The 13,474-nt window shown below is 31.8% G+C and carries 10 protein-coding genes; 2 read left to right on the plus strand and 8 right to left on the minus strand.

What is annotated here, in order from left to right; genetic code table 11:
- Window positions 1-65 precede the first annotated feature (65 nt).
- Entirely contained in the window at window positions 66-1,163 is a 1,098-nt protein-coding gene (gene dprA / locus ACKTSU_RS14040; protein WP_408037137.1) for a DNA-processing protein DprA, read from the plus strand.
- Here dprA and ACKTSU_RS14045 read toward each other — a convergent pair.
- The gene (locus ACKTSU_RS14045) at window positions 1,160-3,445 is read right to left on the minus strand and encodes a hypothetical protein (RefSeq protein ID WP_408037138.1); all 2,286 of its coding nucleotides are present in this window, start codon (window positions 3,443-3,445) and stop codon (window positions 1,160-1,162) included. The genes dprA and ACKTSU_RS14045 overlap by 4 nt on opposite strands.
- Window positions 3,446-3,502: 57 nt before the next feature.
- On the opposite strand from ACKTSU_RS14045, the gene ACKTSU_RS14050 reads away from it, so the two are divergent.
- A complete protein-coding gene (locus tag ACKTSU_RS14050) occupies window positions 3,503-4,591 on the plus strand; it encodes a hypothetical protein (protein ID WP_408037139.1) in 1,089 nt (362 codons plus the stop codon).
- On the opposite strand, the gene ACKTSU_RS14055 is transcribed toward ACKTSU_RS14050, so the two are convergent.
- The 7 genes from ACKTSU_RS14055 to ACKTSU_RS14085 all read right to left on the minus strand — a co-directional run bounded on the left by ACKTSU_RS14055 (window position 4,588) and on the right by ACKTSU_RS14085 (window position 13,177).
- On the minus strand, window positions 4,588-5,448 hold the full coding sequence (locus tag ACKTSU_RS14055; protein WP_408037140.1) for a DMT family transporter: 861 nt from the start codon (window positions 5,446-5,448) through the stop codon (window positions 4,588-4,590). The genes ACKTSU_RS14050 and ACKTSU_RS14055 overlap by 4 nt on opposite strands.
- 197 nt (window positions 5,449-5,645) lie before the next feature.
- Entirely contained in the window at window positions 5,646-6,203 is a 558-nt protein-coding gene (locus ACKTSU_RS14060; protein WP_408037141.1) for an RDD family protein, read from the minus strand.
- 11 nt (window positions 6,204-6,214) lie between these two features.
- The gene (mfd, locus tag ACKTSU_RS14065; protein WP_408037142.1) at window positions 6,215-9,583 is read right to left on the minus strand and encodes a transcription-repair coupling factor; all 3,369 of its coding nucleotides are present in this window, start codon (window positions 9,581-9,583) and stop codon (window positions 6,215-6,217) included.
- 31 nt (window positions 9,584-9,614) lie between these two features.
- The gene (locus ACKTSU_RS14070; protein WP_408037144.1) at window positions 9,615-10,514 is read right to left on the minus strand and encodes a hypothetical protein; all 900 of its coding nucleotides are present in this window, start codon (window positions 10,512-10,514) and stop codon (window positions 9,615-9,617) included.
- 22 nt (window positions 10,515-10,536) lie between these two features.
- The gene (locus ACKTSU_RS14075) at window positions 10,537-11,202 is read right to left on the minus strand and encodes a hypothetical protein (protein WP_408037145.1); all 666 of its coding nucleotides are present in this window, start codon (window positions 11,200-11,202) and stop codon (window positions 10,537-10,539) included.
- Between the two features lie 772 nt (window positions 11,203-11,974).
- Window positions 11,975-12,274, minus strand: a complete 300-nt coding sequence (locus ACKTSU_RS14080; RefSeq protein WP_408037146.1) for a GIY-YIG nuclease family protein — start codon at window positions 12,272-12,274, stop codon at window positions 11,975-11,977.
- Between the two features lie 402 nt (window positions 12,275-12,676).
- Entirely contained in the window at window positions 12,677-13,177 is a 501-nt protein-coding gene (locus ACKTSU_RS14085) for a YybH family protein (RefSeq protein WP_408037147.1), read from the minus strand.
- Window positions 13,178-13,474: the final 297 nt, after the last annotated feature.

Consider the following 13,474-nt stretch of genomic DNA (forward strand, 5'->3'; position numbering starts at 1 on the left):
GTTTCAAGTGATTGTACAATTTTTATTAACAGTTTTTTGTATATTGATAATCAAATTATTGCTATATGAATTCTGAAAAACTGCTTGCTGTACTACGATTACAGGCTACTAAAAATGTAGGTGATATCTTAGCAAAAAAGTTAATTACTGCTATTGGAAGTGTTGAAAATGTGTTTAAAGAAAAGCCTCATGTATTACATAAAATCAACGGAATTGGAACACAGGTAACTCAGCATCTTTTTGATGACAATAACTTGAAAAGGGCAGAGGAGGAGCTCAACTACATCCAGCAAAACAACATTGCTTTTTCTTATTTTTTAGAGGATGATTATCCGCAAAACTTAAAGCATTGTGTCGATGCTCCTATCTTGATTTTTAAAGATGGAAACCTAAACCTTAACAATGATAAAATCATCTCAATAGTAGGTACTCGAAACATGAGTTCGTACGGACGTGATTTTTGTAATCAACTTATTGAAGAGTTAAAAGAATACAACCCAATAATTGTAAGCGGATTTGCTTACGGAGTAGATATTTGTGCCCATAAAGCCGCTATAAAAAACAATTTACAAACCATCGCTGTTTTAGCACATGGTTTGGAAGAAATTTATCCGAAGACACATAAAAAATATATTCACGAAGTAAATAATAATGGTGGTTTTATCACCGAATTCTGGCACGATGAACAGCCTATGAGAGAAAATTTTCTAAAACGAAATCGTATTGTAGCGGGAATTTCCAAAGCGACTATTATTATCGAATCTGCTGAAAAAGGAGGTTCGTTAGTTACTGCCGATATCGCCAATTCATACAATCGTGATGTGTTCGCTTTATCAGGAAGAGCTACCGATACCTATAGCAAAGGCTGTAATAATCTCATCAAAAACAATCAGGCGCATTTATTAACTTCTGCTGAAGATATTATAAAAATGCTTAATTGGGACATACGGCAAGCTGCCGTAGCCAAGCAAGAAAAGTTATTTGTTGAGCTTAATTCTTCCGAACAAAAAATCTATGATTATTTACAACAAAACGGTAAGCAATTACTAGACGATATTGCTATTAACTGTGAATTGCCAATTTATCAACTTTCTTCTATCTTAATTCAATTGGAATTAAAAGGTGTTGTAAAACCCTTACCAGGAAAAATGTTTGAGATTTAGTTTGTTATTATTTTTTCACTTATTAGATACCCCTGATTAGAAATACCTTCAACCAGAAAAGTTATGTTCTTTTTATCAAAAATCTTATTTTTTTTAATTTTGATTAGAACTTCCCCTGAAGAATTCGTCTCTAGTATTGGTTTCCAATCTATTTCTTGAATTTCATTTGTATCAAATAAATTGAGTCCAGAAACCATATATTTTTCTTCCCTATCATAACCGTCTTTAATAATTACGGTTATAAATTCTTCTATAACATTATTTTTGTAGTTTTCTGTAGTAAAAACCTGAACAATAATATTTCCTCTGCCAATAGGCTGTACAGCTATGTCTTTTATATCATTTACCTTTAAACTAATTCCTAATAAATCGTCTGAAGTCATTCTTTTACCATCAATTAACAAAATAGCCTCTTTATTAACCCCAACACTCAAGTAATTTTCTACATTTTTCCATCTTTTAAGTACAACCCCTTCTTCTCGGAAAAGATAAAACATTAAGCTTAATTGATTTTCTCGATCTTTCTTGTCAATTTTCAAAGGAAAATACTTTCCTATATCTTTAACAATTGATTTGTATTTTTTAATAAGCTCTTTTTTTTCTTTACTTCTAACGCTTCTTTTTTTTCCTTTTATTACAACTGTATCTAAATTAATATTATTTGAATCAAAACGCAGATGGTTTTCTCTTATAAAACAATCATTTTCAGTATTTAAAAATATAACATTATCTGAATTGATATTACTTTTTACAGAATCAATAATAATTTTTTTTGGTACTAAAACATCTTCATTCTTTAAAAAGGAAATCTTTAATGTATCACCTTTATAAACAAGCAGTCTTTTGAAATTAAATTTCTTTTGACCCCTTAATGAAACTTTGTCCATTAACACATCCTCGTTTGAAAGCAATATCAATTCATTTGCTAAAACAGGAGAAACCGTCCCATGAAGATTAAAGCCAAGTTCAAAATTAAAATTACTTCTTGGGTTAGTTTTAGAAATCATTTCTTTTAAGTTTTCATAATTCATTTTTTGTACTAACAACAAGTAGTCTAATGCTTTTTCACTGTTCTTTAAAAAATAAAATGACTCATGCTTAAGCTTTCTTAAGTAAGGCGATAATAAAAAAGCGTTTTTAATATTATTATTAACAATAACTTTTTTCTCATTCTCTAATAAAACAGACATGCTTAAATTTGCACTTATACCTTTGTTTTTACTGTTTTTAAGCTTTAGTTTGTATGTTATGGAGTCAGTATCTTCTCTTATTTTTTTTATTTCTAAGGAACTTGGATTGTCGTAGATGAAAAACTTTCGTTCTAAAATAGGTTTGTTATTTTCAAATAGGGTAACGGTATTTACTCCTGGCTGAAAAATATTCTTATTTACTTTTATGTTATTGCTAGAACTGTTCTTTGAAAGTTCAAAATAATGATTAAGGCTTTTATTCATTTGTTGAAAAAAGAGCCTATAATTATTCAATTTATTAGAATCTTTATAAACTATGAACTCAATAGAGTCTTTATTTCTAAGGTATCTTAGTGAGGTTTTATTTTTCTTTCTAACTTCTATTTTTTTTCTTAAGATAGTATCGTTTATGTAAACCTTAACATAATAACTGTGCTTTGGTTTACATAAAAATGTAGCTTTAGAAATAGTCTTAATTCGATCTTTAAGTTCTGCAACTTTTCGTCCTTTACTGTCAACTATTTCTCCATAGTAGTTATTATCCCTATTATTAGATTGAACCAAAACCCCAACTGTATTTAAACTATTTTCAGTTATAACACCACTTTCTGGAAATAACTCTATTGAAAAAATTTTCTTTTTTTTCCTTTTTTTCCTTTTGATTATGTCTCCTTCAATTTTTATCTTCTGAAGAAAATAATTTTTTTCTCCAAAATTTCTCATGTAGTTAGTGTAGGCCTGTATAAAGTAATTTCCTGTTTCTAAATTACCTTTTAGCCTAATTTGATTAACCCCTACCCCTTTATTAATTAGAACGTTGCGAGATGTAACTATTTCCCCCTCATCATTTAATAAATTTACATAGAGTAATGTTGTATAACTAGAAAAGGAATTCTCATTATCTACAACATATGCTTTAAACCAAATTGTATCATCAAAAGAATAGTTTTGTTTATTAATATGTACAAAAACTTTTTCAAACAAAAGAGGCTTATCTTTCAAAGGGTTTATTACTTCTGAAACAAAATTATTCTGTGCAATTAAATATTGAAAGGTGTTCAATATTAAGAATACAAGTAGAATCTTTTTCATGTCTCTAAAATAACAAATAATTAGTATTTTTGGATTTAATATTACTTTCTTTATTTTTTGCAAACAGAAAACAAACTCATATCACAAAAAAAACCAGCGTTTCCCGTTACTAAAAAGCTAGGGAATTATTTGAAAAGACATAATCGTACGATTCAAATTCCTATTTTTTATGATGATTTGCTACGCTTTCAAGGATCGATTGTAGTCTATGATAAACACGAAAACGATACCTTGTGGGTACGTGTATATTACAACGAATTTGAGCGAGAAGAAATAGACTTAAGCCTTAAAAAAATCTATAATATTCTGCATTCTAACGGTTCTGATGCCAGTATACAGCACTTAAATGTTGATGCTGTTGATTATTGCACCTTCGGGAATTCAAAACCTTTTCGAGTAAAAGTTCGAAACATTTTAAACGATAACTACACCTATTTTTACGTAAAAAAAACGGATGCATCTCGTATTTACGGTTTAGAACTTGAAGATATTTTATCGCCGTATAACTTGAACTTTTTAGTGTATCAAGACACCTTGATAGAAGAGCATATTTCAGGAATTCCGGGTGATGTCTTTATCAATGATTATTTAGATAATTGCATTGAAATTGAAAAAGCACAAATAGCCAAAGAGTTTGTTAAGTTTAACGAACGTTGTATGATTCGTTTATTGGGTGATATGCGTTCGTACAACTACGTTGTGGTGCCTACACACGATTTTGAAAATGTCGTGTATAAAATCCGTCCGATAGATTTTGACCAACAATGTTACGAGGGCAAATTTAAAGTGTATTATCCGCAGTTTTTTAAAGAAAACCTAAAAATGGTTCAATTAGTAGCAGATAAACTTACCTCATCATCTATAGAACAATATCAGTTAGAAGAACGATCAATTGTAGCCAAAAGAATTTTAGGGTCTCGAGCTCGTTTAAATCGCTTGATAAAAGCGATGAAAGCTGATAATATTTCGATTCCTAAAAACATTGAACGATTAAAAGCAGAGATTTTTGATTTTACAGGAGATATCAACTTTAGAGATAGTGATGGAATGGGAGAAATACTAGACAGTGCACTCACATTTGTTCGTAGAAATTACGAAGATGTTAGTATGAAAACCATTATACAGCAACAGCAAAAATTGTATTAACGATTTCTACTTCGAATACTCTCAATAACAACCGTTGCCAAAATTAAACTTCCGCCAATAAATGTGTTCCACGTGGGAACTTCCTTTAGAAAAATAAAGGCTAAAATAATTCCGAAAATAGGTTGAACACTACTAATTATACTTGCAGTTGATGCGGTAAAAAATTGTAGTGAATGCACCATTAAACTATGTCCGATAGCTGTGGTTAACAACGCTAATAACAACAAGTAGGGGAGTTGCTCTTGAAATCCTGAAACATCCATAAAAAACAATACTGGAACTAATAAAACCGTAATTATTACCGTTTGATAAAACATGAGCATTACCCCGTTGTATTGCTGTACATATTGTTTTAAAATTAAGATACGAATCGCATACGACAAAGCGGAAAGTAAACCAAATAACACTCCTTGAACCTGTGTGTTTTTAATATCGAAATCAGGAGCTAAAATGTACAAGCCTAGCAAAACCAATAATCCTAACACAATATGAATCGGATTGAATTTAATTTTTAGAAACAAGGGTTCTAAAAAAGCAATCATCACTGGAAAAGTATACAACGACAACATTCCAATAGCTACATTCGATAGTTTTAAAGCGTAGAAATAGGTAATCCAATGTGCACCCATTAAAATTCCACCCATTAAAAACGGAAACAAATGTCTTCTTGATTGTATGGTTAAATCAATCTTTTTAAATCGACAAAACACATACAAAATCACCATGGCAAATACCGATCGAAACCATACAATAACTTCCGAAGGCATTGCAATATATTTACCTAATACTCCTGAAGTGCTTATAAACAGGGTTGCTAAAATAATTCCTGATAGGTTTTTGATGTGGTTGTTTTGCATGAGAGTAAAAGTATATCATTTCGACCAGAGGGAGAAATCTTAAGAAAATGAGTTACTACATTGAGTGAGATTTCTCATTTCACTCGAAATGACAGTTTCTTTGTTTCGTCATTGCGAACAAAGTGAAGCAATCTCTAAGTCATGAGTTCCTGACAAGCAGATTGCTTCGCTTACTTCAATATAGCGTTTTTCATTCTTTACATCAGCTTACTTAACTCATAAAAAAACAATCCTCCTAATATTAAAATTCCAATAAAATTTATTTTCATTTTTATATTTTTTAGATCATCCCACATGAATTTTAATTTTTCTTTATCTGATGTGATAACTTTTGTATTTGCAAGAAAATCTCCTAAACGTCTCTGAGGGTTTATTAGTGCGAAAATTACTTCTAAAGGCCAACCAATTATCGTTAAGTTCCTTATAAAACATTGAAATTCACTCGCTGGTTTGTTTGTTTTAATATCAATTATTTGATACCCCATAATTCGTTTTGCAGGACTTTTTCCTCTAAGTAAATCTTTGTTCATGTAGATAAACATCAGGATAAAAAATAAACCTTTTCCTTTCAACTTATCAGAATCATGTTCAAATTGAGAAACAACCTCTGAAATTATAATAACTAATGGAACTATTGACAAGCATATTATTAAATGATCCAATAACATACTCAAAATGCGACGAACCCTCGGATTACTATGTGGAATTTTACCAATTTCCTCATATAAAAGCCCTTTATGTTCTACTTTGTCCATCCTAACTGTTTTTAAATTTTCTGTAAGGTTTCTAATGCCTTGTGTACACTATCAATTTTTATAAATGTGATGAGTAAACGCAATCCGTTTTTGGTTTTCTTTTCTTTCATTACACAGCTCTTCGGATTTTGCTGTACGTACCTCAACATTTTGGTAAATGCTTCGGTTTGATAAAAAGCACTTTGTTGATCGGCTACAAAATATCCAATTAATCGTTTTTGCTTTAAAATCACCTTTTCTAAACCTAATTCTTTCGCCAACCATTTAATACGAACACTATCTAATAAATCGGCTACTTGGGTTGGATACTCTCCAAAACGGTCGATAATTTCAGTCTCAAAAGTTTGCAATTCTTCTTCTGTAGTTAAGGTTCCTAATTTGTTGTATAAACTCAAACGTTCGGTTACTGAGTTCACATAATCATCTGGGAAAAGAATTTCAAAATCGGTATCAATTTGTACTTCTTTTACATACTCTTTCGGTGCATTTTCATCCGTAGGATATAAGTCTTTAAACTCATTTTCCTTCAATTCTTCAATCGCTTCATGTAAGATTTTCTGGTAGGTATCAAAACCAATATCGTTGATAAATCCACTTTGTTCACCTCCTAACAAATCTCCCGCACCACGAATTTCCAAGTCTTTCATAGCAATGTTCAATCCGCTTCCTAAATCAGAAAACAATTCTAATGCCTGAATTCGTTTACGCGCATCATCGGTCATGTGATGATACGGTGGTGTGATAAAATAACAGAAGGCTTTTTTGTTCGAACGTCCTACACGACCACGCATTTGGTGTAAATCTGACAGTCCAAAATTATTCGCATTATTGATAAAAATCGTATTCGCATTCGGTACATCCAATCCACTTTCAATAATTGTGGTAGACACCAGTACATCAAACTCATTATTCATAAAACCAAGCATCAGTTCTTCTAACTTTTTTCCTTCCATTTGCCCGTGTCCAATGCCAATTTTTGCACTTGGCACCAAACGTTGCAACAATCCTGCTACTTCTTTGATGTTTTCAATACGGTTATGGATAAAAAATACCTGACCACCACGAGAAATTTCGTACGAAATCGCATCGCGAATGGTTTCCTCACTAAAGCGAATTACATTGGTTTCTATGGGGTGACGGTTGGGTGGTGGTGTTTTAATCACCGATAAATCTCGCGCTGCCATCAAACTAAACTGCAAAGTACGCGGTATCGGCGTTGCTGTTAAGGTCAACGTATCTACGTTTTCTTTAATGGTTTTTAGTTTGTCTTTTGCTGCTACCCCGAATTTTTGTTCTTCATCAATAACCAACAATCCCAAATCTTTAAACTGAACTGCTTTATTGGTTAATTGATGCGTTCCTATCACAATATCTACACTTCCATCAGCAACCCCTTCTAACACGCCTTTGCGTTGTTTTGTGGTTCTAAAACGGTTTAGGTAATCAATCGTAACCGGAAAGTCTTTTAATCGCTTAGAAAAGGTTTTAAAGTGCTGAAATGCCAAAACTGTAGTTGGCACGAGCACCGCTACCTGTTTTCCGTTATCTACCGCTTTAAAAGCTGCTCTAATGGCAATTTCTGTTTTTCCAAAACCAACATCACCACACACCAAACGATCCATGGGTTGTTCTTTTTCCATATCGGCTTTTACCTCTTGGGTAGAAGAGAACTGATCGGGCGTGTCTTCGTATAAGAAACTCGCTTCCAACTCATGTTGCATATGCGTGTCGGGTCCGAAAGCAAATCCCCTTTGTAACTTACGTTTTGCGTATAACTGAATTAAGTTGAACGCAATATGTTTTACACGGGCTTTGGTTTTTTGCTTGACTTTTTTCCAAGCATTCGACCCTAGTTTATATACTTTAGGCGGTTTCCCGTCTTTTCCGTTGAATTTGGAAATTTTGTGTAGTGAGTGAATGCTCACGTATAAAATATCACGATCGCCATAAATTAACTTGATGGCTTCTTGCTTTTTACCTTCTACATCAATTTTTTGAAGTCCGCCAAACTTTCCAATACCGTGGTCGATGTGTGTTACATAATCGCCTACGTCTAATTTGGTCAATTCTTGCAGGGTAATAGATTGTTTTTTCGCGTATCCGTTTTTGAGTCGGAATTTGTAATAACGTTCAAAGATTTGATGATCGGTATAACAAACAATTTTACTATCAATGTCTACAAACCCTTGATACAACGGAAACACAATGGTTTCATACGAAACCTCTTCTTCGTGGTCGTCAAAAATATCGTGGAAACGTTGTGCTTGCTGTTCGTTAGAACATAATATATAATTGGTAAATCCTTTGGCCGAAAACTCGTTGAAATTCTGAATTAACAGGTCGAATTTTTTGTTGAAAGAGGGCTGTGGGTGGGTATTAAAACTTATTTCGGTGAGATTTAGCTCCGCTGAACCTTGCGGTTTCTCACTACGTTCGGAATGACCCGTTTTACCAATGTCAACCGTTGTAAAATCTTGTAATTGATTTCGAATCAGTTCGCCGTTGCAAAACAATTCTTCGGGTTTTGCGTGTTTGATTTCGGTTGATAATTCGTTAAACGATAGTTCTGCTTTTCGGTAGAATTTATCCAACGAATCGCTTAATAAGTCTACATTCTTCACAAAAACAACCGTTTTAGACCAGATGTATTTTAAAAAGCTTTCTCGCGATTCCTGCAATGTTTTGTTTTCTACATTGGGCATAATGCTCACTTTCTTCAGTTTTTCTTTAGAAAGTTGCGTTTCTACATCAAACGTTCGGATGCTGTCTACCTCATCCCCAAAAAACTCTATACGGTAGGGTTCGTCGTGCGAAAACGAAAACACATCGATAATTCCACCACGTACCGAAAACTCTCCTGGTTCGGTCACAAAATCGACACGTTTAAAATGGTATTCGAACAGTACTTCGTTGACAAAATCGAGCGATACTTGCTCACCCACTACCACTTTTAGCGTGTTTTTTTCCAATTCTTTTTTGGTCACCACTTTTTCGAACAGGGCAGTAGGGTAGGTAACAATAATCGCAGGTTTTTTACGAGAATTGATACGGTTTAACACCTCTGAACGCAGCAATACATTGGCATTGTCGGTTTCTTCTATCTGATAGGGTCTGCGATACGAACCCGGATAAAACAGCACGTTTTTATCGCCCAATAACTGCTCTAAATCATTAAGATAATAAGCAGCTTCTTCCTTGTCGTTAAAAATTAACAAGTAAGGTTTATCGGCTTGTTTAAAAGTTTCGGAAATGACAAAAGACAACGAAGAACCGACCAAATTCGTGATTTGAAAATGGTGTGGATCTTGTTGAAGCTGATTTACAATCTGTTTTACATTCTCAGATTGTTGATAGTGATTTACAATTGCTTGCTTGCTCAACGTACAAAAATTTTGTGCAAATGTACGAGGATTATTTTTTGTATTCTATTCTTTTACCGTCTTCAATAGAAGCTATTACTTTATTAACTATTGTATTAGTAGTTTTAATATTACCATCATAATTTATCTTTCTCTCTTGTGTCATTTCTACTTCTATTGAAAATTTATTTGAAAAATGAACATTCCCCTTTAGGACTAATTGTTTAAAATTAATATCATTCATAATAAATGTTATTATCTCTTCATTATAAAATCCTTTCCATCTAAACTTTCCGTTTTTAATTGCTGGGGATATAACATCAATTTTAGCATTTTCTTTTTCTAAATCTGGAAGCTCATCGGTTTTTAAAACAAATTTAGAAAAGTGACTTTTAGGAATTTTTCTAGGTTTTCCAATGGGTTTATCTTCTTTATGTCTCAATACCTCTACAGAATCTATTTTCTTATAAGTATTCAATTTTTTATACAAATTCGATTTTCTCCAAGCAATTTTGTAATTTTTGTTTACTAATTCCACAGAATCAATTAACACCTTAGTATTTATTTTATCTTCATCTTGAATAAATTCTAAGTTAAGTTTCTCTAGCTCCTTTCTTTTTAATTCATTATCTAATTTCAAATTTTCAATTTGAAGTTTAGTTAATTCTTTATTCTCAGCAGGAAATCTTGAAATTATTATTGCTGCTATACTTACCAATAATGTAATTTGAGCAGAATTTTTTCCTAAAAACTTCCATGTTTCTATGAACCCCCCTTCTTCTGTGGGCAAAGACTCTAAATCTAAATTAAGAGCTAAGGTTTCAGATATTTCTTTAAATATATAAAGTATTTCTTTTTCACATTCATTTCTTAAAATAGAATCTATACTGTGGCTTTCATCTCTGAAATAATAATGAAACTGTAGTCTATCAGAATTATCTATAAAACTCATACAATTTTTGTGTTAGTACTTTTTATTTTGTGAATTTTATTATTAAATAAACATACACTATAACAACAGAAATTACAGTTGAAATAAAGAAAACAGGGTTTCGTTTATACATTTTATGATAGATACCAAAAACCCTATCTAAAGGATTTGCTGGTACCAATAATTTTTCTTTAAGTAAATTTAATTCCTTTTTAGCCTTTTCTTTATTATTATTATCAATGTATTCTTCTAATTCTTTCAGTATTCTTACATAAGACTTAGGAATTTCCCTTTGTTCCTCTTCTAATTCTTCAGATTGAAAAATTGTTTTTTCTAAATCCTCTAGGTTCTTTATGTATGCGTCTTTTTGTTCAGCAGATAAATGTTTACTCCTTTGAAATCTTAAAATCAAATCTTCTATTAAATCTGATATATCGTTATCAATCTCTAAGTTAATTCCATTTTCACGGCTAATCGCATAAAATAAAGAAGATAATCTACTTTCTGTTATATTCTCTCTATTAACTAACATTCCTTCAACCAAATCAAGTAAATTCTCTTTAGCTTTTTTTGTCTTTTCTCTTCTAATTTTTCTTTTAGAAAACCAAAGTCCTAAAGGACCAAGAACAAAAAACAAAAAACCTACTGATATAGAAATTATTATACTACTGGAATTTGAAGTAATAAAATTCCAAAAGGTCTCTACCATATTATTTTTCTATTATAACTACACATAATTTTTTTCTTCTATTAAAAATATTTTATGTTTCTTTTTTAGGCACTAAACTAAATACACACAACCACAAACCTTTACGGTAACCCATAAAGAAGTGTATGTTTTTACTTGTTGTTTATAAAAAATAGTTGAGATAAGGGGTAGTACTACTTTTTACTTTTTTTAGCGTGTTAAACATAGTAAAAAAAGAAGAGGGAGGCAAGGGTTATTTATTTGTGTGTGAGTTTGTAAGGGTATTTTTGACTTTTAAGAGTATTTGTAACTATAAATAAAAAGATTTCTCCCTTCGGTCGAAATGACAGGACACCATGCAGCCTTAACGTCATTTCGAACTAGAGTGCAATGGAAGTGAGAAACCGCAAGGTTCAGCGTAGCTAAATCTTATAGTCGTGTGTTAGGTACTTTAAAGGATATTTTCAACTCAAATTAAACAGATTTCTCCCTGTGGTCGAAATGACATCACACCATGCAAACTCAACGTCATTTCGAACTGAAGTGCAACGGAGGTGAGAAATCTTATAGTCGTGTGTTAGATACTTAAAAGAGTGTTTCTAACTAAAATTAAGCAGATTTCTCGCTATTGCTCGAAATGACAGGACACCATGCAACCTCAACGTCATTTCGAAGGAGGTACGACTGAGAAATCTTACAGTCGTGTGTTAGGTACTTTCAAGAGTATTTGTAACTCCCATGAGTGAGATTTCTCCCTGCGGTCGAAATGACAGTAGTAATAAAAAAGTATTGCTTAAAAAACCTCATTATTCAAAAAATGCCACTCAGGATTAAAACTATTAATCAAGTTTTCTTTCTTTTCTCTGCGCCATTTTTTTAATTCTTTTTCTCGATGAATTGCTTCTTTTACGCTCTCGAAAGTTTCATAGTAAACTAAATAATAGCAGTTGTACTTTCCTGCAAAGGATTTTTTAGCATGTTCACTATCAAAATAATGTTGCGATAATCGTTTTTGAAGGTTGTTGGTAACACCAATATATAACGTGGTCTTATTCTTATTTGTAATTATGTATACAACGTAATTTTCTAGCATTTTTCTTTTAAAGATATAAAAAATTATAAACGTCATTTCAAAGGAGCTACGACTGAGAAATCTTATTGTTACTTGTTAGGTATTTTCAACGATATTTCTAACTCACATAGATGAGATTTCTCGTTATCACTCGAAATGACAAGTTATACGTCATTTCGAACAGGAGTGCAACGGAAGTGAGAAATCTTATAGTTGTATGTTGGGTACTTTCAAGGATGCTTCTGACTCTCATGATTGAGATTCCTCTCTTCGTTCGGAATGACGGAACACATAAACTAAACGTCATTTCGAACTGAAGTGCAACGGAAGTGAAAAATCTTACAATCGTGTGTTAGGTACTTTTTAGAGTCGTCGTGACTCTTATGAATGAGATTTCTCCCTGCGGTCGAAATAACAACTCTTTTACTTTAAACAATTTCCTGTTTCAAAATCTTGTTTGGTAATTAATTTTTCGTTGATAGTATTGGTATCCCAATCCTGAGCTATAAACCATTGATTGTTTATTTTTTTCAACACCACGTGGAACCTTCCATAAGAAATAGTCGGTTTTTTATCTTTTTCTGTAGAAATAATTCGGTAATAACCTACTTCATAACCTGTATCTTCCTTATAAATTCTTTGATCGAAACAAAAATCAATCTGTCGTTTTCTGTTAATTGGTTTCTGATAAGAGTCTTCAATAGATTTTTTATATTCTGCTCCTATTCGAATACCATGTTTGTTTGCTCTTAAAACATCATCAGTATGTAAACTGTTAAACGTTTTCCAATCTCGAGCTTCGAAAGAAGTTTTAAATGGTTTCCAAACTTGTGCATTAATTTCATTTTCTATGTCTTGTTGATTTTGTGAAAAACCAAACAAAATTGAAAATAGAAAAAAACAAAGAGTAGCTGCTAATTTCATTTTTTACCACAATTAAAATTTGCTCGACAACAAGTTAGTTATTTTTTTATGCTTTTTTACAAAATGATAAGAAATACCTATTTGGTCTTCTTTTTTTGGTTTTACAGAGCTAAAAACCTCATAAAACCATTTTAAACAACGATTATAACAAGACATAGGTGTTTGTATTGCTGTTTTTAAAAAACGCCTTAAATCATCAATTAAATAACCATGTTTTATTACTCGTTTTTATATAAAACAAAATAACTATAAGAAAAAATAATACATTGTTTTTGGGTAGAATTGTTAACTTTCGAC

Source organism: Tenacibaculum aestuarii (assembly GCF_964510395.1).
In the GTDB taxonomy this organism is placed as follows: domain Bacteria; phylum Bacteroidota; class Bacteroidia; order Flavobacteriales; family Flavobacteriaceae; genus Polaribacter; species Polaribacter aestuarii.

Bases quoted from the DNA above. Each gene is read 5' to 3' on its own strand.
- dprA (WP_408037137.1), top strand. From the start codon at position 66: ATGAATTCTGAAAAACTGCTTGCTGTACTACGATTACAGGCTACTAAA.
- ACKTSU_RS14045 (WP_408037138.1), bottom strand. From the start codon at position 3,445: ATGAAAAAGATTCTACTTGTATTCTTAATATTGAACACCTTTCAATAT.
- ACKTSU_RS14055 (WP_408037140.1), bottom strand. From the start codon at position 5,448: ATGCAAAACAACCACATCAAAAACCTATCAGGAATTATTTTAGCAACC.
- ACKTSU_RS14060 (WP_408037141.1), bottom strand. From the start codon at position 6,203: ATGGACAAAGTAGAACATAAAGGGCTTTTATATGAGGAAATTGGTAAA.
- ACKTSU_RS14070 (WP_408037144.1), bottom strand. From the start codon at position 10,514: ATGAGTTTTATAGATAATTCTGATAGACTACAGTTTCATTATTATTTC.
- ACKTSU_RS14075 (WP_408037145.1), bottom strand. From the start codon at position 11,202: ATGGTAGAGACCTTTTGGAATTTTATTACTTCAAATTCCAGTAGTATA.
- ACKTSU_RS14080 (WP_408037146.1), bottom strand. From the start codon at position 12,274: ATGCTAGAAAATTACGTTGTATACATAATTACAAATAAGAATAAGACC.
- ACKTSU_RS14085 (WP_408037147.1), bottom strand. From the start codon at position 13,177: ATGAAATTAGCAGCTACTCTTTGTTTTTTTCTATTTTCAATTTTGTTT.